25 protein-coding genes are annotated in these 22,760 nt (G+C 55.7%); 16 read left to right on the plus strand and 9 right to left on the minus strand.

Annotated elements, in window-relative coordinates; genetic code table 11:
• Positions 1-48: 48 nt before the first annotated feature.
• The 3 genes from IM282_RS18180 to IM282_RS18190 all read left to right on the plus strand — a co-directional run bounded on the left by IM282_RS18180 (position 49) and on the right by IM282_RS18190 (position 1,983).
• A complete protein-coding gene (locus IM282_RS18180) occupies positions 49-903 on the plus strand; it encodes a dimethyl sulfoxide reductase anchor subunit family protein (protein WP_192970695.1) in 855 nt (284 codons plus the stop codon).
• Positions 904-948: 45 nt separating this feature from the next.
• Positions 949-1,563 carry a Tat proofreading chaperone DmsD gene (gene dmsD / locus IM282_RS18185; RefSeq protein WP_032624331.1) on the plus strand — a complete coding sequence of 205 codons (615 nt, stop codon included), beginning with the start codon at positions 949-951 and terminating at the stop codon, positions 1,561-1,563.
• Between the two features lie 108 nt (positions 1,564-1,671).
• Entirely contained in the window at positions 1,672-1,983 is a 312-nt protein-coding gene (locus IM282_RS18190; RefSeq protein ID WP_022647976.1) for a YebG family protein, read from the plus strand.
• Positions 1,984-2,039: 56 nt separating this feature from the next.
• Here IM282_RS18190 and catA read toward each other — a convergent pair whose 3' ends face one another.
• Both catA and IM282_RS18200 read right to left on the minus strand, forming a co-directional pair.
• A complete protein-coding gene (gene catA / locus IM282_RS18195) occupies positions 2,040-2,699 on the minus strand; it encodes a type A chloramphenicol O-acetyltransferase (RefSeq protein ID WP_023300000.1) in 660 nt (219 codons plus the stop codon).
• Positions 2,700-2,785: 86 nt separating this feature from the next.
• On the minus strand, positions 2,786-3,670 hold the full coding sequence (locus IM282_RS18200) for a LysR family transcriptional regulator (protein WP_192970715.1): 885 nt from the start codon (positions 3,668-3,670) through the stop codon (positions 2,786-2,788).
• A 114-nt stretch (positions 3,671-3,784) separates the two neighbouring features.
• Here IM282_RS18200 and IM282_RS18205 point away from each other — a divergent pair, with 114 nt between their 5' ends.
• From IM282_RS18205 to clcB, 7 genes are all read left to right on the plus strand, one after another.
• Positions 3,785-4,912, plus strand: coding sequence for an alpha/beta hydrolase (locus IM282_RS18205; protein WP_192970696.1), 1,128 nt, complete (start codon positions 3,785-3,787; stop codon positions 4,910-4,912).
• Between the two features lie 299 nt (positions 4,913-5,211).
• The gene (locus IM282_RS18210) at positions 5,212-5,955 is read left to right on the plus strand and encodes a YoaK family protein (protein ID WP_045621656.1); all 744 of its coding nucleotides are present in this window, start codon (positions 5,212-5,214) and stop codon (positions 5,953-5,955) included.
• Positions 5,956-6,216: 261 nt separating this feature from the next.
• Entirely contained in the window at positions 6,217-6,927 is a 711-nt protein-coding gene (osmY, locus tag IM282_RS18215) for an osmoprotectant ABC transporter permease OsmY (protein ID WP_022647971.1), read from the plus strand.
• A gap of 18 nt (positions 6,928-6,945) precedes the next feature.
• Complete coding sequence (gene osmX / locus IM282_RS18220; RefSeq protein WP_017694085.1) at positions 6,946-7,845, plus strand: osmoprotectant ABC transporter substrate-binding protein OsmX; 900 nt, start codon at positions 6,946-6,948, stop codon at positions 7,843-7,845.
• A gap of 8 nt (positions 7,846-7,853) precedes the next feature.
• Positions 7,854-8,501 (plus strand): osmoprotectant ABC transporter permease OsmW, encoded by a 648-nt coding sequence (gene osmW / locus IM282_RS18225; RefSeq protein WP_063148135.1) that lies wholly within the window; start codon positions 7,854-7,856, stop codon positions 8,499-8,501.
• Positions 8,501-9,649, plus strand: a complete 1,149-nt coding sequence (gene osmV, locus IM282_RS18230; protein ID WP_022647969.1) for an osmoprotectant ABC transporter ATP-binding protein OsmV — start codon at positions 8,501-8,503, stop codon at positions 9,647-9,649. Before osmW ends, osmV begins: the two co-directional genes overlap by 1 nt.
• A 104-nt stretch (positions 9,650-9,753) precedes the next feature.
• The gene (clcB, locus tag IM282_RS18235) at positions 9,754-11,064 is read left to right on the plus strand and encodes a voltage-gated ClC-type chloride channel ClcB (protein ID WP_003857448.1); all 1,311 of its coding nucleotides are present in this window, start codon (positions 9,754-9,756) and stop codon (positions 11,062-11,064) included.
• Here clcB and bioD read toward each other — a convergent pair.
• From bioD to IM282_RS18250, 3 genes are all read right to left on the minus strand, one after another.
• Entirely contained in the window at positions 10,999-11,694 is a 696-nt protein-coding gene (bioD, locus tag IM282_RS18240; RefSeq protein ID WP_015570628.1) for a dethiobiotin synthase, read from the minus strand. The genes clcB and bioD overlap by 66 nt on opposite strands.
• Before the next feature lie 131 nt (positions 11,695-11,825).
• Positions 11,826-13,046 carry a sugar metabolism global transcriptional regulator Mlc gene (gene mlc / locus IM282_RS18245; RefSeq protein ID WP_192970697.1) on the minus strand — a complete coding sequence of 407 codons (1,221 nt, stop codon included), beginning with the start codon at positions 13,044-13,046 and terminating at the stop codon, positions 11,826-11,828.
• A 121-nt stretch (positions 13,047-13,167) separates the two neighbouring features.
• Positions 13,168-14,073 (minus strand): LysR family transcriptional regulator, encoded by a 906-nt coding sequence (locus IM282_RS18250; protein ID WP_022647965.1) that lies wholly within the window; start codon positions 14,071-14,073, stop codon positions 13,168-13,170.
• A gap of 121 nt (positions 14,074-14,194) precedes the next feature.
• Between IM282_RS18250 and IM282_RS18255 the strand changes: the two genes are divergently transcribed.
• From IM282_RS18255 to IM282_RS18270, 5 genes are all read left to right on the plus strand, one after another.
• Complete coding sequence (locus IM282_RS18255; RefSeq protein ID WP_192970698.1) at positions 14,195-15,448, plus strand: MFS transporter; 1,254 nt, start codon at positions 14,195-14,197, stop codon at positions 15,446-15,448.
• A 74-nt stretch (positions 15,449-15,522) separates the two neighbouring features.
• Positions 15,523-17,007: a carboxypeptidase M32 gene (locus tag IM282_RS18260; RefSeq protein WP_045308501.1), complete on the plus strand. Its 1,485-nt coding sequence runs from the start codon at positions 15,523-15,525 to the stop codon at positions 17,005-17,007.
• Positions 17,008-17,155: 148 nt separating this feature from the next.
• Complete coding sequence (asr, locus tag IM282_RS18265) at positions 17,156-17,461, plus strand: acid resistance repetitive basic protein Asr (RefSeq protein WP_192970699.1); 306 nt, start codon at positions 17,156-17,158, stop codon at positions 17,459-17,461.
• Between the two features lie 92 nt (positions 17,462-17,553).
• The gene (locus IM282_RS22035; protein ID WP_057979992.1) at positions 17,554-17,637 is read left to right on the plus strand and encodes a hypothetical protein; all 84 of its coding nucleotides are present in this window, start codon (positions 17,554-17,556) and stop codon (positions 17,635-17,637) included.
• A 102-nt stretch (positions 17,638-17,739) separates the two neighbouring features.
• Positions 17,740-18,561, plus strand: coding sequence for a serine protease (locus tag IM282_RS18270; RefSeq protein ID WP_023299991.1), 822 nt, complete (start codon positions 17,740-17,742; stop codon positions 18,559-18,561).
• Positions 18,562-18,566: 5 nt separating this feature from the next.
• On the opposite strand, the gene mdtI is transcribed toward IM282_RS18270, so the two are convergent.
• Positions 18,567-18,896 carry a multidrug/spermidine efflux SMR transporter subunit MdtI gene (gene mdtI / locus IM282_RS18275; RefSeq protein WP_022647960.1) on the minus strand — a complete coding sequence of 110 codons (330 nt, stop codon included), beginning with the start codon at positions 18,894-18,896 and terminating at the stop codon, positions 18,567-18,569.
• Positions 18,883-19,245: a multidrug/spermidine efflux SMR transporter subunit MdtJ gene (mdtJ, locus tag IM282_RS18280; protein ID WP_032624865.1), complete on the minus strand. Its 363-nt coding sequence runs from the start codon at positions 19,243-19,245 to the stop codon at positions 18,883-18,885. Before mdtJ ends, mdtI begins: the two co-directional genes overlap by 14 nt.
• 420 nt (positions 19,246-19,665) lie before the next feature.
• Between mdtJ and IM282_RS18285 the strand changes: the two genes are divergently transcribed.
• Complete coding sequence (locus tag IM282_RS18285) at positions 19,666-20,706, plus strand: AI-2E family transporter (protein WP_003857467.1); 1,041 nt, start codon at positions 19,666-19,668, stop codon at positions 20,704-20,706.
• Here the strand turns inward: IM282_RS18285 and IM282_RS18290 are convergent.
• Together IM282_RS18290 and IM282_RS18295 are read right to left on the minus strand one after the other, a co-directional pair.
• Entirely contained in the window at positions 20,703-21,650 is a 948-nt protein-coding gene (locus IM282_RS18290; RefSeq protein WP_192970700.1) for a zinc-dependent alcohol dehydrogenase family protein, read from the minus strand. The genes IM282_RS18285 and IM282_RS18290 overlap by 4 nt on opposite strands.
• Positions 21,643-22,677 (minus strand): LLM class flavin-dependent oxidoreductase, encoded by a 1,035-nt coding sequence (locus tag IM282_RS18295; RefSeq protein ID WP_192970701.1) that lies wholly within the window; start codon positions 22,675-22,677, stop codon positions 21,643-21,645. Before IM282_RS18295 ends, IM282_RS18290 begins: the two co-directional genes overlap by 8 nt.
• Positions 22,678-22,760: the final 83 nt, after the last annotated feature.

The raw sequence follows: 22,760 nt of genomic DNA on the forward strand, positions 1-22,760 counted from the left end.
CGACGGGTGACACCACCGGCTACCTGGCAAACCCGAAGGAGGTGTGAGATGGGAAGTGGATGGCATGAATGGCCGCTGGTGATCTTCACCGTTTTCGGGCAGTGCGTGGCTGGCGCATTAATCGTGATGGGCTTCGCCTGGCTGAATGAACGTGATGACAAGGCCAGAATACGCATCGTGCGCAGCCTGTTTTTTCTCTGGCTGGTAATGGGTATTGGGTTTATGGCCTCGGTACTGCATCTTGGCTCCCCGCTGCGCGCCTTCAACTCGCTTAACCGCGTGGGAACGTCAGCGCTGAGTAATGAGATCGCGGCGGGTTCGATCTTCTTTGCCGTGGGCGGTTTCTGGTGGCTGGTGTCGGTTATCGGTAAAATGCCCCCAGCTTTAGGCAAAATCTGGCTGGTTGTCAGCCAGCTCCTGGGTGTCGTTTTTGTCTGGGCGATGACCCGGGTCTATCAGATCGATACCGTACCGACCTGGTATACGGGCTACACCACGTTGGCCTTCTTCCTGACGATGGCTCTTACTGGCCCGATGCTGGCCGCGCTGCTTCTGCGGGTCGCAAACGTGACATACAAAGGTACCCTTGCCGCGTCTGTCAGCGTACTGGCACTCATCGCCTGCGTGGCGGTCGTCGTGTTGCAAAGCAATACGCTGGGGACGATCCAGAGTTCTATCCAGCAGGCTAACGCCCTGCTGCCGGATTATGGTTCGCTTCAGGTATGGCGCATCGCGCTGCTGGCGGCGGGTTTAGGCTGCTGGATCTGTCCACTTATTCGTCGTCAGGAACCGAAAACGCTCGGCCTGTTTGCAGGTTTCGTGCTGGTGGCGGTGGGTGAAATGATTGGCCGTGGGCTATTTTATGGTTTGCATATGACCGCAGGGTTAGCAATTGCAGGTTAACACAGGTGCGCGGCCTACCCCCGCGCACAAGTAAGGAAAGTTGTAATGAATGACGTCTCACACCGCGAATCGTTCGCGTTCAGCGCCCGGGTACTGGGCGCGCTGTTTTATTTTGCCCCTGACAGCGAGCAGACCGCACCGCTGGTGAGTGCCCTGACCGCAGGTGACTGGGTGCAGGACTGGCCGCTGGCGCAGGAAAGCCTGCAGCCCGTGGCCAGTATGTTTAAGAACCCGTCGGACGAAGCGTTGAAAGACGCCTGGCAGCGTCTGTTTATTGGCCCGTATGCCCTGCCCGCCCCCCCGTGGGGCTCCGTCTGGCTCGATCGCGAGTCCGTGCTGTTTGGCGATTCGACCCTTGCATTGCGCCAGTGGATGCGTGAAAACCATATCGCCTTTGAGATGCAGCAGAATGAGCCGGAAGATCACTTCGGAACGTTGCTGATGCTGGCGGCATGGCTTGCCGAGAACGGTCGCGACACAGAACGCGACCAGCTTATGGCCTGGCATCTGCTGCCGTGGAGCACGCGTTTCCTTAGCGTATTCGTTGAAAACGCGGCCCATCCGTTCTATACGGCGCTGGGTAAACTTGCCCAGCTGACGCTGGCAGAATGGCAGTCCACTTTGCTGATCCCGATTGCAGAAAAAACGCTGTACCGATAGCAGCTCCTGGCTTGTACATCCGTTGTGTAAGCCAGGTTCGGACATTTTTGCTGCAACGCAGATCCGGAACTGCTATACTGTATATAATTACAGTGCTGGAGGTGCAAAATGGCTGTTGAAACAAAATTCGTGGTCGTAAGAAAAGGTGAAGAGAAAATGACTTTTGCCAGTAAGAAAGAGGCTGACGCTCACGACAAACTGCTCGACATGGCAGAAGCGTTCACCGACTGGCTGCTGCAAAGCGGAATGCAGATGGATGAAACGCAGGCGGAAAACCTTGGTCTGTATCTTGCCGAGCAGAAAGAGTCCGTGCAGCATATCCTGCGTACCAGCAAGCTTCCCGAGCTCAATGCTGCAACGGATAAAACAGCGCCAGAGGCGGATAGCAGCAAAAAAATCCGGGCCGTCAAAGCCGCCTGATCGTCAGAACGACTCATCACCTGTCCTGCTGCCGCGGGCCGGAAACGGCTCGCGGCTTAATAGTGCGGTAAATTATCACACAACTCTTGCAACTCGTTGATTAGTCTGGCCACATGGAAACCATCACAGACAGAATGATGAACCTGAACGGCGAAAGGCAACAAGACTTTTCCATCCTGGTTAAAGTATTTTCCAAACGTGAACATGGGCGCAAAAAAGTTCTGCATGTTAGCCACGTTGATATTAAAACTGGTAAAACTGACCCACGGAATATCCGATATGAAGAATATATTTTCCCGGTACTCTTCTTTGGGCCAGTAGGCAAGATTATCACCATAGCGAGAAACGTCTTCTGCATAAACGTTCTGAAAGTGATGAATATTCCCGTCGAAGTGACTCCATAATGATGAAAACGTCTCCGTCTCTTTATGGAAAAGGGTATAGCTGGGATGCACCTCATTCCATATTACAAGCTCATTATCCTTCATAGCCATACGGAACTCAGAATGGCGGTTAACGACTGTCGAAATAAGGGAAATAATCGAAGGATAAAATTTCCAGCCAACCTGTTTGATATGTTTCAGCAGCGCAGTGATATCCAGCTGAACCGTTTGGTTAATCGTGCATTGAGCAAAGCTCTGAAAGACTTCAAAATGTTCTTTCCTTGCCCAACTCGATAAGTCTACAGCCGTATATTCTGGCGTAATTTTTGTCATTTCTTTGCCTTAATTAAGCAGCGCTATATAAAATAGTAGCGTACCATAAACCCAGGAGCTGTATAGACCATCGAGCAGAGGCTGCCTTAAATTTTCAACGTATCAATAACCGCTCTCAGCGCCGGGGACACGTTGCGGTGCGGATAATAGAGGTAAAGCCCTTCCATCCGCAGGCTGTAGCGCTGTAAGACGCGTATAAGCGTGCCACGCTCCAGATCGTCAGCCACCAGCTCAACCGGGACATAGGCCAGCCCGAGTTCCAGCCGGGCCGCTTCAGCCTCCATGTAGCTGTCGGAAAAGGCCCATTGCCCCTCAGGCCGGTGCGTAACTCCCTTCCCGTCCTGAACAAGCTCCCATTGATAGTGGTTACCGTCTGCAAACTGGTAGGCAATGCAGGGATGAGCGTCCAGATCGGCGGGCGTCTGCGGGAAACCATAGCGCCGAAAATGCGCCGGGGCGGCAACCACAGCCATCTCCATATCGGGCGTGATGCGCACCGCAATCATTCCTTGTCCCACCTCCGGTCCCAGCCGGACGCCCGCGTCGAATCGCTCGGCAATGATATCCACGAACCGGCTCTCATTCATCAATTCCAGACGGATATCCGGGTAACGCTGTTTGAAGATAGCGAGCTTTGGCAGCAGACATTTCTCGATGGCGTGCTGGCTGGCATTAATGCGCACCGTGCCGGACGGCGTCTGACGGTAATGCGCCAGTCTGGTCAACCCGGTATCAAGCGCATCAAAGGCGGAGCCGGCGGTCTGGTAAAGCTGTTCCCCGGCGTGTGTCAGCGACAGCTTGCGCGTAGTGCGCACCAGAAGCTGAACGCCAAGCCGCTCTTCCAGCTCGCGAACCGATCGGCTGATCCCGGATTGCGCCAGCCCGAGCCGCTGTGCGGCTGCCGTGAAGCTTCCCACCCGCACCACCTGGATAAAGAGATACAGCTCATTATAGTTTTCCCGCTTCGCCATCATGCCTCGTCAATTCATAACAAAATGATATTAATCCTAGCAGCTTCAGGCCTCTAATCATCACTATTTCTGCTAACTATAATGGCCTCATTACAACAACACACGGTACCTCTTATGAAAACATTCACCCAAAAACTGTCCGTTGCGCTGCTGTTATGCGCATCATTAAGTGGAGTGACAACAATGAGTTATGCAGAAACGCTAAATCCCAACGCCCCCGTTTCGATGGTGACAACCTGGGATAAAACCTTCTCCGAGAGCAATAAAGTCAACCACCGAAAAGTGACGTTCCAGAACCGGTACGGGATCACTCTGGTGGGCGATCTGTACATTCCCAGGAACCACGGCGACCAGAAACTGGCGGCGATAGCCGTCAGTGGGCCGTTCGGTGCGGTTAAAGAACAATCCAGCGGTCTGTACGCCCAGACTCTGGCTGAGCAGGGGTTCGTGGCCCTGGCCTTCGACCCATCCTACACGGGGGAAAGTGGCGGCCAGCCGCGTAACGTTGCCTCCCCTGACATCAACACCGAAGACTTTAGCGCCGCTGTGGATTTCCTGGGGTTACAGAAAGAAGTCGACCGTAACCGTATCGGCATTCTTGGTATCTGCGGCTGGGGCGGTATGGCGCTGAACGCGGCATCCATGGATACCCGCGTGAAGGCGGTCGCCACCAGCGTAATGTACGATATGAGCCGCGCGATGGGTCACGGCGTGGGCAACGGGAAAGATCGCTATTCAGCGGCCGATCGTCGGGCCGTGTTGCAGTATCTGAACGCGCAGCGCTGGAAAGATGCTGAAAGCGGCACTTTCGCCCATGGCGGCCACGATATTAATGTCGATGAGAATGGCAAGGTGACGGCGGCCGAGCGCATTCTGCCGGAAGCACTGCCCACCGATCCGCATCCGGTACTGAAAGAGTTCTATGATTACTACCGTATGCCGCGCGGTTTCCATGCCCGTTCCGTAAACTCCACCGGCGCGTGGACTGCGACCATGCCGTTATCCTTTATGAATATGCCGCTGCTGAGCTATGCCGGGGAGATCACTATCCCAACGCTGATTGTGACCGGTGAAAACGCACACTCTCGTTATTTTGCGGAGGATGCGTTCAAGGCCGTCGGCAGCAAAGAGAAAGAGCTGGTGATTGTTCCCGGTGCAAACCATGTTGATCTCTACGATAACGTCGCAGGAAAAATCCCGTTCGCGCAGTTTGAGCAGTTCTTCAAAACCAGTCTGAAATAACATTCTAAGCCCCCGGAAATCACGGGGGCATCTCTTCTCATCGTCGTGAATGACACCTATGTCTACACTGAATCAAATCCCATCCCGCTACAGCGGGCGTGCACATTGGGACGGTATTATTGCCCGTCAGTCTGCTCGTGGCATCAGCAATAAGGCATTATATGAACAGGGTTATTTTATTTAATTACAAAACCTCGAATACCTCCCGTTGAAATAATAATTAAGCAATATCCTGGTCAGTCGGCGACATCGCTTTGTTAGCTTGAGAAGTCAGGCAAAGCTCAAACTGGAGGTATTCTTTGCTGATTAAATTAAAGAAAGAACGAACGCATCAGGAGGATCGTCGTCTTGCACTCTGGCTGGCGACCTCCGCGGGACTGCTGAATGCCATTGCGCTGGGCGCGTTCGGCTTTTTCCCCTCTCATATGACGGGTAATACATCGCAGTTATCCAGTGAAGTTTCCTCCACCGATCTCAGTGATATTCTTTTTTTTGGCGCCATTATTCTGTCGTTTGTCACTGGCGCCATTGTTGCGCGGATTATTGTTATCTGGGGAATTATCCATAACGTCAGGCTGATATTCAGCCAGGTTTTATTTGTTGAAGGGCTATTACTTGCCGGGGTATCCCTCTATGAAATGTATTTTCACTCCTTCGCCACGAATCAGGAGATTATTCTTTTCCTGTGCGGTTTGATGGGAATTCATAACTCCACCTCAACTCAGCTTTCCGGCGGTCGGGTGAGATCCACGCACATTACCGGCACGCTGACCGATGCCGGCATTTCGCTGGCCTCCGTTATGGTCGCCATGCTGCGCCGGGATTATTCCAAAGACACGGCCGCGCAAAAGAGCCAGCTCAAAACCCATTTAACCACCCTTTTCTCGTTTATTACCGGCGGGATTGCGGGGCTGATCCTCTTCAGAGAGTTTGGATTCCACGCGATGCTGGCACTGGGCCTGATGCTGGTGTTTATCGCCGCCTTTTCAATCGTTCGTATCTCGTGGCGCGTTCGAAAGGTACGCGCCGCGCTTAGTCGATAGAGTGATCAGCACGCTTCAAGTGACGTTGTCACTTGAGGCGTGCTTCTTTAAGACTATTCTGCCTTCCCACAGACAGCCCTTACGCCATAAGGCTTAACTCAGGTTGTCACTAATTTCATAGGGTTACTGTTTTACCCCCTTTGCTGGAACCCTTCCGTTTCGCTTGCTATAGGTGAAGTACCCCTGCCGAAACATGGCATAACAACAGGCAACCGCAACAGGTGGTTGCTATAACGCATGCGCACAGGGAGACACACCGCAATGCACCCATTACTTAAACGTTCGCTGCTTTTTGTCGGCGCGATTATCGTGGTCCTCGCTCTCCTCACCTGGGGAATAGGACTGGAGACGATTAAGGCGCGCCAGGTTGACCTGCTCTACCTCGGTCAACAGCACCTGATTCTGGTCTTTTCATCAATGTTCTTTGCCCTGCTGGTGGGCATTCCAAGCGGTATTCTGCTGAGCCGTCCGGCGGCACGGGGTATCGCCGAATACGTGATGCAAATCTTTAACGTGGGCAACACCCTGCCGCCGCTGGCCGTTCTGGCGCTGGCGATGGTGGTGATTGGCATCGGTGATAAACCGGCCATTATCGCCCTCTTTCTCGCTTCTTTGCTGCCAATTGTGCGTAACACCTATGCCGGGCTGTGCTCTGTTCCCGCGTCGTTGCTGGAAGCGGCAAACGGCATCGGCATGACCAAATGGCAGCGCCTGCATCAGGTCGAAATTCCTAACGCCTGGCCGGTGATGCTTTCCGGTATTCGCATTGCCACTGCGATTAACGTCGGTACCGCACCGCTGGCATTCCTGATTGGCGCCAGCAGCTACGGCGAGCTGATTTTCCCGGGGATCTATCTGAATGACTTCCCGACGCTGATCCTGGGCGCGGCGGCCACCGCCCTGTTCGCCCTGATTCTGGATACGCTGCTGGCGGCACTGGGTCGACTACTGAGCCCGCATCTCGCGCGATAATTATAACAAGGAGCTTCTATGAGACTGTTTTCCGGCCTGACGGCGCTGTGCGCCGCCGCGCTCTTCACCAGCCAGGCGCTCGCCGCGCCGCTGATCCTGGCAACAAAGAGCTTTACCGAGCAGCACATTCTCTCGGCCATGACCGTACAGTATCTGCAAAAGAAAGGATTTCAGGTGCAGCCGCAGACTAATATTGCGACGGTGATTTCCCGTAACGCGATGATTAACAAGCAGATTGATATGACCTGGGAGTACACCGGCACGTCGCTGATCATCTTCAACCATATCAACAAACGCATGTCGCCGCAGGAGTCATACGAGACGGTGAAACGCCTCGACGCAAAGCACGGTCTGGTGTGGCTTAAACCTGCCGATATGAACAATACCTATGCCTTTGCCATGCAGCGCAAGCGCGCCGAGGCTGAACATATCAATACCATGTCTGAGATGGTGGCAAAGATTGAGCAGATCCGTAAAACCGATCCAGATAACAACTGGCTGCTGGGCCTTGACCTGGAATTTGCCGGGCGTAGCGACGGGATGAAACCGTTGCAGGCGGCCTACAACATGGAGCTGGACCGCCCGCAGATCCGCCAGATGGATCCGGGGCTGGTCTATAACGCGGTGCGCGACGGGTTTGTCGATGCCGGGCTGATCTACACCACCGACGGGCGCGTGAAGGGCTTCGATCTTAAAGTGCTGGAAGACGATAAAGGCTTCTTCCCGAGTTACGCCGTGACGCCAGTTGTTCGAAAAGACACGCTGGAGGCTAACCCGGGGCTGGAGGAGGCGCTGAACACCCTCTCAGCCCAGCTCAATAACGACGTTATCACCGAACTGAATAAGAAGGTGGATATCGACCATCAGTCACCGCAGCAGGTCGCCCGTGATTTCCTGCGTAGCAAACAGTTGCTGTAGGAGGCGCTATGGAGACGATTCACTATATTCTCGACAACTGGGACTATCTCTTAACCCTGACGCTGCAACACCTCTGGCTGGTGGCACTCGCCGTGGGCATGGCGATTGTTATTGGCGTGCCGCTGGGTATTTTAATTGTCCGCCATAAATGGCTGGCAACGCCGGTGCTTGGGATTGCCACCATTGTGCTCACCATCCCGTCAATTGCGCTTTTCGGCCTGATGATCCCGCTCTTTTCGCTGATCGGTCAGGGCATTGGCGCCCTGCCCGCGATTACGGCGGTGTTCCTCTATTCACTGCTGCCGATTGTGCGCAACACCCACACGGCGCTCGACAGCCTGCCACCCGGCCTGCGCGAAGCGGGACGCGGCATCGGCATGACCTTCTGGCAGCGTCTGCGCTGGGTGGAAATCCCAATGGCGCTGCCGGTCATTTTTGGCGGCATCCGCACCGCCGTAGTGATGAACATCGGCGTCATGGCGATTGCTGCCGTGATTGGCGCGGGCGGTCTGGGCCTGCTGCTGCTTAACGGTATTGGCGGGAGTGATATTCGTATGTTAATTGCGGGCGCGCTGATGATTTGTCTTTTAGCGATTGTGCTCGACTGGTTGCTGCACCGTTTGCAGGTGGTACTGACTCCAAAGGGGATTCGATAATGATAAAACTGGAAAACCTCACCAAACAATTTTCACAGAAGCACGGCCAGACGTTTAAGGCCGTCGACAACGTCAACCTGAACGTGCCTGAAGGGGAAATGTGCGTGCTGCTCGGCCCGTCCGGCTGCGGGAAAACCACTACCCTGAAGATGATTAACCGTCTCATTACGCCAAGCAGCGGGACGATCCTGATTAACGGCGAAGACACCAGCGGGATGGACACCGTGACCCTGCGCCGCAACATTGGCTACGTGATCCAGCAGATTGGCCTGTTCCCGAACATGACTATCGAAGAGAACATTACCGTCGTGCCGCGCATGCTGGGCTGGGACAAAGCGCGCTGTAAATCCCGTGCCGAGGAGCTGATGGATATGGTGGCAATGGATCCACATAAATTCCTTCACCGCTATCCGCGCGAAATGTCCGGCGGTCAGCAGCAGCGTATCGGCGTCATCCGCGCGCTGGCAGCGGATCCTCCAGTCCTGCTGATGGATGAACCATTCGGCGCGGTTGACCCGATTAACCGTGAGGTGATCCAGAACCAGTTCCTGGAGATGCAGCGCAAGCTGAAAAAGACCGTGATGCTGGTGAGCCACGATATTGACGAAGCGCTGAAGCTGGGCGACCGTATTGCCGTCTTCCGTCAGGGGCGTATTGTTCAGTGCGCCAGCCCGGACGAGCTGCTGGCAAAACCCGCCAATGAGTTTGTCGGCTCGTTTGTTGGTCAGGACCGGACGTTGAAACGCCTGCTGCTGGTATCCGCGGGCGACGTCACCGACCAGCAGCCGACGATTACGGTACGCGAATCGACGCCGCTGCCAGAGGCCTTCGCCACCATGGATGACAACGATATTCGCGCCATTACCGTGGTTGATGATCTCGGCAAACCGCTGGGCTTTGTGAAGCGCCGCGAAGCGCGTAATGCCAGCGGCAGCTGCGGTGATATTCTGCATCCGTTCCGCATGACAGGTAAGGCCGAGGATAACCTGCGCGTGGTGCTTTCTCGCCTGTATGAGAGCAACACCAGCTGGATGCCGATTGTGGACGAGGACGGACGCTATAACGGCGAGATATCCCAGGATTATATTGCGGAGTATTTAAGCTCCGGGCGTACGCGCCGGGCGTTGAATATTCATAGCGAGAGTTAAGCATTCAGGCCGGGTACTGCCCGGCCTTTTTCCGCACGCATACCTTTTGCTAACCTCACGTTTTCCCGCCACAATATCGTATCGTCCCCGTTAATCACGACTTCATGCAACGTCTTCACGCATACCCCGACATCCGCGCGATGTTTCGCCGTCTCCTGATTGCTACCGTCACCGGCGTGCTGGCAGCGCTGGCCGTTGCGGTGTTCCGCCACAGCATGTATCTGCTGGAGTGGTTGTTTCTCAGCAACGAAAGCGGAAGCCTGGTGAACGCCGCTGCCGCGTTATCGCCCTGGCGGCGGGCGCTGACGCCTGCGCTGGGTGGTCTGGCCGCGGGAGTGCTGCTGTGGGGATGGCAACGCATGACGGCACAACGTCCCCACGCCCCGACCGATTATATGGAGGCGCTGGAGACGGGTGATGGCCAGTTTGATTACGGCGCCAGCCTGGTGAAATCCCTCGCCTCGTTGCTGGTGGTCGCCAGCGGCAGCGCCATCGGCCGGGAAGGCGCCATGATCCTGCTTGCCGCCCTCGCTGCCTCCTTTTTTGCACAACGTTGTACGCCGAAATCCGAATGGAAACTGTGGATCGCCTGCGGTGCCGCCGCCGGGATGGCCAGCGCCTATCATGCGCCGCTGGCGGGCAGCCTGTTTATCGCAGAGATCCTGTTTGGCACACTTATGCTGGCCTCCCTCGGCCCGGTGGTGATTGCCGCTGTGGTGGCTCTGCTGACCACGCGCCTGTTAAGTCCCGGCGCGAATACACTTTATGATGTCCATCTCAGCGAGATGCTTACGGCGGTGGATTATTTCCTGATCGTTGGCGTGGGTCTGCTGGCTGGCGTTTGCGGCCCGCTGCTGATGTGGCTGATGGCGGCCAGCCACAGGCTGTTTCTGCGTCTCAAACTTTCACCGCCGTGGCAGCTGGCGCTGGGGGGGCTGATCGTCGGGCTGCTGTCGCTGCTGACGCCGAAGGTATGGGGGAATGGCTACAGCGTGGTTCAGGCGTTTTTGCAGTCGCCGCCGCTGCTGTCGGTAATTGCCGGCGTCTTTATCTGCAAGCTCCTGGCGGTGCTGGCAAGCAGCGGGTCCGGCGCACCGGGAGGCGTGTTTACGCCAACCTTGTTCGTTGGTATGGCAACGGGAATGCTGTTTGCGCAGATCTTTGCGCTGTGGTTTCCTGGCTCTGAGACGGCGATCCTGCTTGGGCTGGCGGGTATGGCGACGCTGCTCGCCGCCACAACGCATGCGCCAATCATGTCGGCCTTGATGGTATGTGAGATGACCGGGCAGTATTTTTTACTTCCCGGTTTGCTGGTTGCCTGTGTTGTGGCGTCGGTATTGTCGAGAACGCTACGCCACGACTCGATCTACGGCCAGCATACCGCCGAAAGCCGAGAGATCGATATAGTGCGCTAATTCGCGCTGCTCGGCGCGGGGCAGATAAGGCAGTTCGCCTACCAACGGGCCAGGTAGCTTTTTGCTCAGCACGTCGATGATTTCTGCGTAGTGCGCAAGGCCCGGGTTAATACGGTTCGCCACCCAACCAATCAGTGGCAGGCCGTCATTAGCGATAGCCTGCGCCGTCAGCAAGGCATGGTTGATGCACCCTTCCTGAATGCCCACGACCATAATCACCGGCAGCTGCTCCTGCACCACCCACTCGGAAAGGGGACGTAAATCGTTCATCAGGCTGCGCCAGCCACCGGTCCCTTCAACGACAACGTGGTCAACCTTTTCACTCAGATTTGCCAGGCCATCAGAGAGCAGACTGTAGTTGATAAGCCCACTGTGAGCGACGCTGCTTTCCTCTTCGCTTAACGCGATGGGATTGACGGCATCATAAGGCAGTTCCAGAGACGAGACGCTTTGCAGAACCAGGGCGTCCTTATTGCGCAGCCCTTCTGGCGTCTCTTTACTGCCTTTTGCTACCGGCTTGTATCCTGCAACGCGTTTACCGCTTGCCGCCAGGGCCTGAAGTAACGCGCGGGATACGACGGTCTTCCCGACAGACGTATCCGTACCAGTAATAAAGAAACGCTTAAGCATGACTCATTCCACCTCTTGGGTATGCTTCAAAAAATATAAACCAGGTAAATAATTCAGTGGGGAAAGTCTACGGGAAGCGTGCGCTACCCGGCTTGAGATAGCGCAATTTTTCGTACATCTATGGAAAAGAGTTAGCCCTGAAGCAAACGAATCAGTAACGAGCCGTTGTACATCGCATCTTTTACCAGCGCGGCGCCAGCCATCGTACCCTGGTTGGAAAATTGCGTACTTTCGACCACGATGTTTTTACTGTACGCGGGAAGCGCCTGCTGGTTGATGCAGGCGGAAATTGCCGGAAAGAGGATATCCGCCGCCTGGCTGAGCGGGGAGCCGATCAGTATTTTTTGCGGGTTAAACAGGTTCACCATAATGGCCAGAATGCGCCCGACATTATTGCCCACGCCGGTAATGATGTCCTTCGCCAGCAGATCGCCCTGTCTTGCCGCTGTGCACAATGCCTCGACGCTCAACGGTTGACCGTGCAGCGTGGAGCTCATTGACTGGCTGAGCCGCACCTGCGCCAGCTCCAGCACGCTTTCGACGCTGGCAATCGTCTCCAGACAACCATGATTACCGCAGTAGCAGCGTTTTCCGTACGGATCGACCTGCGTATGGCCAATCTCCACCAGGCTACTGCTGCCAGCATGCAACAGACGCCCGTCGGTGATCACACCTGCGCCAACGTTGTGATCAATCACCACCTGAATCACGTCGCGCGCCCCCCGGGAAGCGCCAAATAACGCCTCCGCCATCGTCCAGGCGCTGATATCATGCTGAATGTAGACCGGCACACCGGTGTGGTTTTCCAGCACGTCGCCCAGCGGCATCTCTTTGACGTTTTCATAAAACGGCATGCGGTGCACAATGCCATTTTCGGTATCAATAATTCCCGGCAGGGTGATCGCAATCGCCGTTAAACGTTCAAGGCGCTGCTGGTGACGAATAAAGAACTGGTCGATGTGGGTCAGAATGGCATCGAGGAGTGGTTGCTCTGCATCGAGCGGGAGTTCCAGCCGGTCTTCCACCACCAGCTTGCTGCTGAGGTCGCGCAGCGCGAGGAAGATTTCCCCGCGGCTAATTCGCAGCGACAGGTAGTGCCAGGCTTCCGTTTGCACCACCAGCCCTACCGCCGGACGGCCACGGCTGCCCGGCTCCTGAATTTCTGTCTCCTGAACCAGATGGGCTTCCAGCATTTCGCGGACAATCTTGGTAATACTGGCGGGTGCCAGTTGTGCCAGGCGCGAAAGATCGATACGCGAAACCGGACCCAGCTGATCAATCAGGCGATAAACGGCGCCCGCGTTGGTCTGCTTGATCTGATCGATATGCCCTGGCTGACTATCAGCAACCACCTCGTACTCCCTTATTTTCGAGCTTCGAAATAAACTGAGGGCTATGGTGAAGCACTTCAATGGCTGACGTCAAATTTTTACTTAGCCATGTGATTTACTGCACATTTTCGCCCGCTTTTCCCTATAAATAACGCCCGTGAGAAGCGGTAATTAATTGTTCTTTGAAACGCTGTGCCGCATGGCTCTGTTCATGATGTTTAGACCACACCAGCCACATCTCCGAGACCGCATCCTGCTCGGCAATATTCACCCAGCGCATTTCCGGCAGTTGTACCCGTTTAAACGAGGCCGGAAGAATCGACACGCCAAGTCCTGCGGCAACGAGACCAATGATCGTCATGGCTTCCCCCACTTCCTGCGCGATAGTCGGGACAAGGCCATATCGCCGCATCAGACCAAGAATATCGTCATACAATCCGGTACCCACCTGTGGGTCAAAAAAGACAAAGGGTTCTTTCGCCAGTTCAGCCAGGGTGACGCTATGCTGCGCGGCGAGCGGGTGATCCCGGGGGATCATCGCCATCAGCGGTTCGCGGAGGATCACCTGCCACGCCAGGGTATCAGGCAACTGCGTGTTACGCATTAGCCCCAGGTCGAGCGATCCTTCATTAAGCGGCGATATTTGCTCCCGGGTATTGATTTCGCGCGTCTGAATATGCACATCCGGAAAGTTACTGCGAAACGAGGATAGCGTTTGTGAAACAGCGCTGATGAAGGGGGCCGACGAGGTAAACCCGATGCGTAGCTCCCCCGTCTCCCCGAGATGAAGCCGTTCCGCTCTGGCGGCGGCGTCCACCACCATGCTCAGGATCTGTCGGCTATCGGCGAGAAACTGTTTTCCCGCCGCCGTCAGGCTCACGCTGCGGTTGGTTCGCGCCAGCAGACGCGCCCCAACCTGCTGCTCAAGGATCTGGATCTGTTGGCTCAGCGGTGGCTGGGAGATATTCAGCCTTGCCGCAGCACGACCAAAATGGAGCTCTTCGGCGACGGCGACAAAATAGCGCAGATGGCGCAGCTCGATATTCATATTTTTAAAGTATCATTTGAGATTATTAATATATTAGACAGAATATTTACATTTTCCTACCCTAATCTTGTGGTCATACCCGTCACCAGAAACCACGGGGAAGTTTAAGCAAGGATTATGTGTGAGCCGTACAACGACCGTTGATATCGCGCCGGCCAGCGACATTGATGATTTACCCGCAGTACCGCAGCCGGTTCAGTTTATAAAACGTGGTACCCCCCAGTTTATGCGCGTCACGCTGGCGCTCTTCTCAGCGGGTCTCGCCACTTTCGCCCTGCTCTACTGCGTTCAGCCGATCCTGCCGGTCCTGTCGCATGAATTTGGCGTGTCGCCAGCCAGCAGCAGTATTTCGCTCTCCATTTCAACCGGGATGCTGGCGATCGGTCTGCTGTTCACCGGGCCACTTTCAGATGCCATCGGGCGTAAGCAGGTCATGGTAACGGCGTTAATGCTGGCCTCCGTGTGTACCTTGCTGTCCACCATGATGACCAGCTGGCACGGCATTCTGGTCATGCGCGCGCTGATTGGGTTATCCCTCAGCGGCGTGGCGGCGGTCGGGATGACCTATCTCAGCGAGGAGATCCACCCGAGTTTCGTGGCCTTCTCCATGGGGCTGTACATTAGCGGGAACTCTATCGGCGGGATGAGCGGACGCCTGCTCAGCGGTGTGTTTACCGATTTCTTTAACTGGCGCATTGCGCTGGCCGTAATCGGCTGCTTCGCCCTCGCTTCGGCGCTGATGTTCTGGAAAATCCTGCCGGAATCGCGCCATTTCCGCCCGACTTCTCTGCGTCCGAAAACACTGTTTATCAACTTCCGTCTGCACTGGCGCGACAAAGGTTTGCCGCGACTGTTTCTGATGGGATTCCTGCTGATGGGGTCATTTGTCACGCTGTTTAACTATATTGGCTACCGGCTGATGCTCTCGCCGTGGCATCTTAGCCAGGCATTGGTGGGTTTGCTCTCTGTGGCGTATCTCACCGGGACATGGAGTTCGCCAAAAGCGGGCGCCATGACCGCGCGCTTCGGCCGTGGTCCGGTGATGCTGGTGTCCACAGCTGTGATGTTGTTCGGACTGCTGATGACGCTTGTCTCTTCCCTGTGGCTGATTTTTGCCGGAATGCTGCTCTTCTCTGCGGGCTTCTTTGCCGCGCATTCCGTTGCCAGCAGCTGGATTGGCCCACGCGCGCGCCGCGCTAAAGGTCAGGCTTCGTCACTGTATCTGCTCAGTTACTATCTTGGTTCCAGCATAGCCGGTACGCTCGGCGGGGTGTTCTGGCATAACTACGGCTGGAACGGCGTGGGCGGATTTATCGCGCTGATGCTGTGCGCGGCACTGCTGGTGGGCGCGAGCCTGCATAAACGACTGCATTAACATTCAGCCCTCTTCGTGTTTAAATCGAGCCGATGCTAATTTTTGTCATCGGCTGATTCAGACACGAGGACTTCATGAAAAACAATAACTATCAACAACTCACCCGCACCTTCCAGCGTCTCTCCCGCTTCTCTCACCTCTCCTCCATCGCCAGCTGGGACATGTTCACCATGATGCCGCCAGGCGGCAGCGCCGCGCGCGGTGAAGCGCTGGCGGAGATGAGCGTCCTGCAACATCAGATCCTGACCGATAAAAAAGTGGGTGAATGGCTGGCGGCGGCGGCAGAAGAAGATCTGAACGACGTTGAGCAGGCCAACCTGCGTGAAATGACGCGCCACTACCAGCAGGCCACTTTACTTCCGGAATCGCTGGTAGAGGCCAAATCGCTGGCGGGCAGCAGGTGTGAACACGCCTGGCGTACTCAGCGTCCGGCCAACGACTGGCAGGGCTTTTCAGCCAACCTGAAAGAGGTGGTGAAGCTCAGTCGTGAAGAGGCCCGCCTGCGCGCCGAGGCTAAAGGCTGCACGCCTTACGACGCGCTGCTGGATATCTTTGAACCCGACATGACAAGCGCTCGCCTGGATGTGCTGTTCGGCGATCTGAAGTCCTGGCTGCCGGAGCTGCTGGCAAAGGTTGTGGAAAAACAGGCTCAACGATCGTTCGTTCCGCCACAGGGTCCCTTCCCCACCGCCACCCAGCGCGAGCTGGGCCTGGAAGCGATGAAAATGCTTGGCTTCGATTTTAACGGCGGTCGTCTGGACGTTAGCGCCCACCCGTTCTGCGGCGGCGTGCCGGAAGATGTGCGTATCACCACGCGTTACGATGAAAACGAGTTGCTCAGCGCGCTTTTCGGCGTGATCCACGAAACCGGACATGCCCGCTACGAGCAAAACCTTCCGCGAGCGTGGGCCGGTCAGCCCGTTGCGCTGGCGCGCTCTACGGCGATCCATGAATCCCAGAGCTTGTTCTTTGAAATGCAGCTGGGCCGCAGTGAGGCTTTCCTGAAGCATTTGCTTCCGGCGGTCCATGCCCGTTTCGGCAGCCAGGCGGCATTCAGTGAAGAGAATTTTATTGCCTGGAATCAGCGCGTGAAACCGGGCTACATCCGCGTTGACGCAGATGAAGTGAGCTATCCGGCGCATGTGGTATTGCGCTATGAGATTGAGCGCGCGCTGATCAATGGCGAAATCGAAGTGGATGATATCCCCGCGTTATGGGATGAGAAAATGCAGGCCTGGCTTGGATTATCCACCAAAGATAACTACCGCAACGGCTGTATGCAGGACATCCACTGGACCGACGGCGGTTTTGGCTACTTCCCGTCTTACACGCTGGGGGCTATGTATGCGGCACAGCTATTCCATGCCGCCAAAACTGCGCTGCCCGGGTTGCAGGCATCCATTGCCGGGGGCGACTTCTCGGCGCTGTTTGACTGGCTGCGTCAGAATATCTGGCAGCACGGCAGCCGTTTCAGCACGTCGCAGCTCATCACCCAGGCCACAGGTGAAGATCTGAATATCCGCTACTTCCGCGAACACCTGACGTCCCGCTACCTGTAAACGAACGCGCCGGGGGCCACCCCGGCGTTGTACATATGGTTACACGCCGATACCAATCACTCACGGAAACCCCGAATTTACAGGGATATAGTTATTTCAACGGCCCCGCAGTGGGGTTAAATGAAAAACCAAATTCGAGGGTATGAAAATGAAAAAAGTATTAGCTCTGGTTGTTGCCGCTGCTATGGGTCTTTCTTCCGCTGCATTCGCGGCTGAAACTACCGCCACCGCAGCGCCTGCGGCATCCACCGCTGCTCCGGCCAAAACGGTTCACCATAAAAAACATCACAAAGCGGCTAAACCAGCGGCAGCACAGAAAGCGCAGGCCGCGAAAAAGCACCACAAAAAAACGGCAAAACCTGCGGTAGAGCAGAAAGCCCAGGCGGCTAAAAAGCATCACAAAAAAGCGGCAAAACACGAAGCGGCTAAACCTGCTGCACAGCCAGCAGCGTAAGAGTACAAGCTTAACCGTGCCCTTCGGGGCACGTTGGTAAACCGGCGCTGAACGGGATTGCGGTCAGCGCCGTTTTTTTATCCGGAGGGCGTATGCTGCGGCGCTATCGGTTTGAGTTCATTCTTATCCTGCTAATTTTATGCGCGCTCATCGCCAGCCACTTTTATCTTTCCTGAATGTAGCACGCTGATTTTACTCCCACTTTCTCGCCGTCGCGTCTATAGTATTTTCATAGGGTTCACTTTTAATAATCATAATTACCCCCACCAGAGTGTGATATGCGTAAATCTGTTGTGTTGTTACTGGGAACGTTTAGCCTTTTTGCAGGCTTTTCACATGCGGATGAGGGCGACGATGACGCCATCAGCGCCAAAGAGGTAAAGACGCTGTTTTTTGGTCATGACGATCGTACGCGTGTCACCGATCCTACCGAAGCGCCCTGGGATGCCATCGGGCAACTGGAAACCGCCAGCGGCAATCTATGTACCGCAACTCTCATAACGCCACGCCTTGCGCTGACGGCGGGTCATTGCCTGTTAATGCCGCCCGAAGGCAAACCGGATAAAGCGATCGCCCTGCGCTTTGTCTCGCAGAAAGGGATTTGGCGCTACGAAATTCACGGTATTGAGGGGCGGGTGGATCCGTCGCTCGGGAAACGCCTGAAACCGGATGGCGATGGATGGATTGTGCCGCCCGGGGCGGCATCCTGGGATTTCGGTCTGATCGTTTTACGTTATCCGCCGTCCGGGATCGCTCCGCTACCGCTCTTTGATGGTGACAAAGACGCGCTTACCGCCGCCCTGAAAGCCGCCGATCGAAAAGTGACGCAGTCAGGCTACCCTGTTGATCACCTCGATTCGCTGTACACCCATACGGACTGCGTGGTGACGGGCTGGGCGCAAAACAGCGTGCTTTCGCATCAGTGCGATACGCTACCGGGTGATAGCGGATCGCCCCTGATGTTAAAAACCGTTAACGGCTGGCAACTGATTGGCGTTCAGAGTTCTGCTCCGGCAGCGAAAGACCGCTGGCGCGCCGATAACCGAGCGTTGGCGGTGACCGGTTTTCGCGACCGGCTGGAAGCCCTGGCGCAGCAGTAGGTCACTCAGGCCAGTTTAATCATGATCATGCCAGCGAGCAGTAATACCAGCCCTATCCAGCCTTTATGGTTTAAACGCTGCCCGAACATAATCCAGCCTGCCGCCAGGGTGGCGGCAATACCGAAGCCGCCCCACAGCGCGTAGGCCACGGAAAGATCGATGCCTTTCACCGCCTGTGACAGGGCGCTAAACGCCCCCAGAACCGCGGCAATCGATAACAGGCCGTAGGCTTTGCGACGAAAGCCGTCGGAGAACTTCAAAAAGACGTTCGCAATAATTTCCAGAACGATGGCGAAAGCCAGCCAGGCCGCGTGGATCCATTCAAACTGCTGCATGGGTCTGCTCCTTCTGCTGTTTGGCTGGTTTGCGCGTACCCGATTTAATCAGCACGATACCTGCGACCAGGGTCGTCAGCCCGGCAATTTTCATTGTCGTCAGGGTTTCATCAAATATCATGACGCTGAACAGCGTAATCAATAAAATACCAACACCTTCCCACAAAGCGTATGCCACGCCCAGCGCGATTTTTTTAACCGCGAAAGAGAGGAATATATAGGAAAGCGTAATCATGACCAGCATCAAAATAAATCCGGTGCTGCCGTCACTCACGCTCGCCCATTTCATCGACAAGGTGCCGGTAATTTCAGCAACGATAGCCAGAGCTAATAAAATCCAGTAAAACATGTTTTTCTCCTGCTTGAGAATATAATCCATCGAGGCTCGCTGCGAACAGCAAACCAAAAAAGTGGGAATTAAATCAGTTAGCTAAGCGCATAGCGCCAGCTCAGGCAGAAGACGTGACTATAGCGCGGAACGCCAGTGTTGTTCACCGGAAAGCGTGCAGAGGGAGGTAGAAAACAGAGCAGAGTTGTTTGAAAAATACGTCCTGAACAAATTGTCCATAAAATTACAATTATCCGCGGTGTTGCTTCTCGTCTTTGCGGATGAAAATTGTCCTCAGTAGTTGAACACGCCTGATTTGTATCATAAGCCAGGAATTTACTCAAAGCCTTTTCATTTCTTTACCCAGTCTGTTTGATTTTGGTTAGTTTTTTTAATCTGCTTTCCCCTCTATTATAAATAAAAAACTGTTCAGGAACGTCCATGGCCAAACCCATTATCACCCTCAACGGGCTTAAGATCGTCATCATGCTGGGCATGCTGGTGATCATTCTGACCGGCGTTCGTTTTGCGGCCGATATCATCGTGCCCTTTATCCTGGCGCTTTTTATCGCGGTGATCCTCAATCCACTGGTGCAGCGAATGGTGCGGCTGCGCATCCCGCGTGTGCTGGCGATAAGCCTGCTTATCAGTATTATTATCGTTGCGATGGTGCTGTTAGTCGCCTATCTGGGAACCTCCCTGAACGAGCTGGCGCGGACGCTGCCGACATACCGCTCTTCCCTGGCGACCCCGCTGCTGCAAATTGAACCCTGGCTGCAACGCGCGGGTATCGAAGTCTCGGTTGAGGAACTGCTTAAATACATCGATCCGAATGCCGCCATGACGATTGTCACCAGCCTGCTGGCACAGCTCTCCAACGCCATGACCTCGATTTTCCTGCTGTTCCTGACGGTTGTGTTTATGCTGCTGGAAGTTCCACAGCTGCCTGCAAAACTCCAGCACATCATGGTGCGTCCGGTAGAGGGAATGGGTGCTATTCAGCGCGCGCTCGACAGCGTTTCACGCTATCTGGTGCTGAAAACGGCCATCAGCCTGGTGACGGGATTAGTGGTCTGGGGGATGCTCGCCGCGCTGGATGTGCGTTTTGCCTTCGTCTGGGGGCTGCTGGCCTTTGCGCTCAACTATATTCCTAACATCGGCTCCGTGCTGGCGGCGATCCCCCCTATCCTTCAGGTGCTGGTTTTCAGCGGTTTGTATGATGCCCTGATTCTGCTGGCAGGCTATCTGGTGATTAACCTTGTCTTCGGGAACATTCTCGAACCACGGATAATGGGACGCGGGCTGGGGCTTTCAACTCTTGTTGTGTTCCTGTCCCTGATTTTCTGGGGCTGGCTGCTCGGGCCTGTCGGCATGCTGCTCTCAGTTCCGCTGACAATTATTGTCAAAATTGGCCTGGAGCAGACCGCCGGTGGACAAAGTATCGCTGTACTGCTGAGCGACATGAGCCATAAGGCCGATTAATTGTCCATCGACAGCATAGGCTTGCCCGTTCTTCCCGCTTCGCGGTAGTTGCCCACTGCCCGCTGCCATTCCGACAGCGGGTAGAGGGTAGCATCGCTGCACTGGCTGGCGCGCAGTTTAGGCCAGATGCGCCGAAACTCCGCCTGCCACGCCTCAGCGCTCAGCACGTCCAGATAGTTACGAATGTGAAACCACGCCACGCGCGGCAACGGCCGCTGCTGCCGGAAGGTCTGCCCGGAGAGTAGCCCGTAGCAGACAAAGGTACCGGTTTCGGGCATCACGCTCAGGATCGCCTCCGCCAGGCTGCCGCCCGTGGCGTCGTACACCACCTCCGCTTGCGCGGCGGCAGCGTTGACGGCGGCCGTATCATCTTGCGCAATCGGGACGATCCCCATTTCAGCCAGACGTTGAGCGTGCACGGGCGAGCGATGGATCCCGTAAACCGCCTCTGCACCCGCCTGGCGTGCCCATTGCCCGAGCAGAACGGCGCAGTCAGAACCGGCAGCGGTGAGCAGCACCGTTTTCCCGATCGGAGGATAGCGGTCCAGCATCATCTGAGCGGCAAGCGGGTTGATATACGCCCGCGCGGCAAGAAACGAGTCGATGTCGTCCGGGACGGGAACCGCATACGCCACCGGGCAGTCGACATAGCGCTGCCAGGTTCCCTGCCCCCGTAACGGCAGGACCCGCTTGCCCAGCAGCGCCGGGTAAGCGGCGGGCGTTTCGGTCACTATTCCGACCCCTTCATAACCGGCTATTGCGGGCAGCGGCGTGCGATGGCGATATGCCCCGGTGATGGGGATGAGATCGGAGGCGTTCACCGGAGAAAAAAGCATGCGCACACGTATCTCTCCCGGCTGTCGCGGTGACAATGGTGTGGTTTCCGCTTGCAGTACCGATTCAGGCTCACCAAACCGGCGATACCAGAGGGCCAGATTACGCATTGCGATCGCGCCATCCCATTTCCGGTGCGACATGTTTCAGGATGGACTCGATCACATGTGCGTTGTATTCCACGCCCAGCTGATTCGGCACGGTAAGCAACAGCGTATCCGCTTCCGCGATCGCTTCATCCTTTTTCAACTGTTCAATCAGCTTGTCTGGCTCTGCGGCATAGCTGCGTCCGAAAATGGCCCGCGTTTTCTCATCCAGATAGCCAACGCTGTCGCTCTCATTGCGGCTTGAACCGAAATACATCCGGTCGCGATCGTCCATCAGGGCAAAAATACTGCGGCTGACCGAAACGCGTGGCTGACGGGTATGCCCTGCCTCGGCCCAGGCCTGTCGGTAGGCACGGATCTGTTTTGCCTGCTGAATATGGAACGGCTCGCCGGTTTCATCATCTTTCAGCGTTGAGCTTTGCAGGTTCATCCCCAGTTTTGCCGCCCATACTGCCGTTGCATTGGAGCCAGCCCCCCACCAGATACGATCGCGTAAGCCCTCTGAATGCGGCTCCAGACGCAACAATCCCGGCGGGTTTGGGAACATCGGCTGTGGGTTAGGCTTCGCAAACCCTTCACCGCGTAATACATCAAGCAGTACCTCAGTGTGACGGCGCGCCATATCAGATTCGTTTTCCCCGTCCTGCGGCACGTAACCAAAATAACGCCAACCATCAATCACCTGCTCCGGGGAGCCCCGGCTGATACCAAGCTGTAATCGCCCGCCGGAGATGAGATCTGCCGCGCCAGCATCTTCCGCCATATACAGCGGATTCTCGTACCGCATGTCGATCACGCCCGTCCCGATTTCGATGCGTTTGGTTTTCGCGCCTATCGCAGCCAGCAAGGGGAATGGCGAACTGAGCTGGCGGGCAAAGTGATGCACACGGAAATAAGCCCCGTCCGCGCCCAGCTCTTCGGCGGCGACCGCCAGATCGATGGACTGTAGCAGCGTGTCAGCCGCGGTTCGCGTACCGGACTGGGGTGACGGCGTCCAGTGACCAAACGACAAAAATCCGATCTTTTTCATAGTGGAGTATCCTGATAAAGCATTGCGTTATCCCTACTCTACGCATTAACGGATGAGAATAAATGGTGATTATTTAACGGAAT

The sequence above is a fragment of the Enterobacter cloacae complex sp. P29RS genome (genome assembly GCF_014893445.1).
Taxonomy (GTDB): domain Bacteria; phylum Pseudomonadota; class Gammaproteobacteria; order Enterobacterales; family Enterobacteriaceae; genus Enterobacter; species Enterobacter intestinihominis.

Bases quoted from the DNA above. Each gene is read 5' to 3' on its own strand.
- catA (WP_023300000.1), bottom strand. From the start codon at position 2,699: ATGACAAAAATTACGCCAGAATATACGGCTGTAGACTTATCGAGTTGG.
- IM282_RS18295 (WP_192970701.1), bottom strand. From the start codon at position 22,677: ATGAAAAAGATCGGATTTTTGTCGTTTGGTCACTGGACGCCGTCACCC.
- osmY (WP_022647971.1), top strand. From the start codon at position 6,217: ATGCACCCATTACTTAAACGTTCGCTGCTTTTTGTCGGCGCGATTATC.
- mdtI (WP_022647960.1), bottom strand. From the start codon at position 18,896: ATGCAGCAGTTTGAATGGATCCACGCGGCCTGGCTGGCTTTCGCCATC.
- IM282_RS18250 (WP_022647965.1), bottom strand. From the start codon at position 14,073: ATGAATATCGAGCTGCGCCATCTGCGCTATTTTGTCGCCGTCGCCGAA.
- IM282_RS18200 (WP_192970715.1), bottom strand. From the start codon at position 3,670: ATGGCGAAGCGGGAAAACTATAATGAGCTGTATCTCTTTATCCAGGTG.
- IM282_RS22035 (WP_057979992.1), top strand. From the start codon at position 17,554: ATGCTGCGGCGCTATCGGTTTGAGTTCATTCTTATCCTGCTAATTTTA.
- mdtJ (WP_032624865.1), bottom strand. From the start codon at position 19,245: ATGTTTTACTGGATTTTATTAGCTCTGGCTATCGTTGCTGAAATTACC.
- osmW (WP_063148135.1), top strand. From the start codon at position 7,854: ATGGAGACGATTCACTATATTCTCGACAACTGGGACTATCTCTTAACC.
- osmV (WP_022647969.1), top strand. From the start codon at position 8,501: ATGATAAAACTGGAAAACCTCACCAAACAATTTTCACAGAAGCACGGC.
- IM282_RS18205 (WP_192970696.1), top strand. From the start codon at position 3,785: ATGAAAACATTCACCCAAAAACTGTCCGTTGCGCTGCTGTTATGCGCA.
- IM282_RS18180 (WP_192970695.1), top strand. From the start codon at position 49: ATGGGAAGTGGATGGCATGAATGGCCGCTGGTGATCTTCACCGTTTTC.
- bioD (WP_015570628.1), bottom strand. From the start codon at position 11,694: ATGCTTAAGCGTTTCTTTATTACTGGTACGGATACGTCTGTCGGGAAG.
- IM282_RS18290 (WP_192970700.1), bottom strand. From the start codon at position 21,650: ATGCGTAATCTGGCCCTCTGGTATCGCCGGTTTGGTGAGCCTGAATCG.
- dmsD (WP_032624331.1), top strand. From the start codon at position 949: ATGAATGACGTCTCACACCGCGAATCGTTCGCGTTCAGCGCCCGGGTA.
- IM282_RS18270 (WP_023299991.1), top strand. From the start codon at position 17,740: ATGCGTAAATCTGTTGTGTTGTTACTGGGAACGTTTAGCCTTTTTGCA.
- osmX (WP_017694085.1), top strand. From the start codon at position 6,946: ATGAGACTGTTTTCCGGCCTGACGGCGCTGTGCGCCGCCGCGCTCTTC.
- IM282_RS18260 (WP_045308501.1), top strand. From the start codon at position 15,523: ATGAAAAACAATAACTATCAACAACTCACCCGCACCTTCCAGCGTCTC.
- IM282_RS18285 (WP_003857467.1), top strand. From the start codon at position 19,666: ATGGCCAAACCCATTATCACCCTCAACGGGCTTAAGATCGTCATCATG.
- asr (WP_192970699.1), top strand. From the start codon at position 17,156: ATGAAAAAAGTATTAGCTCTGGTTGTTGCCGCTGCTATGGGTCTTTCT.
- IM282_RS18190 (WP_022647976.1), top strand. From the start codon at position 1,672: ATGGCTGTTGAAACAAAATTCGTGGTCGTAAGAAAAGGTGAAGAGAAA.
- clcB (WP_003857448.1), top strand. From the start codon at position 9,754: ATGCAACGTCTTCACGCATACCCCGACATCCGCGCGATGTTTCGCCGT.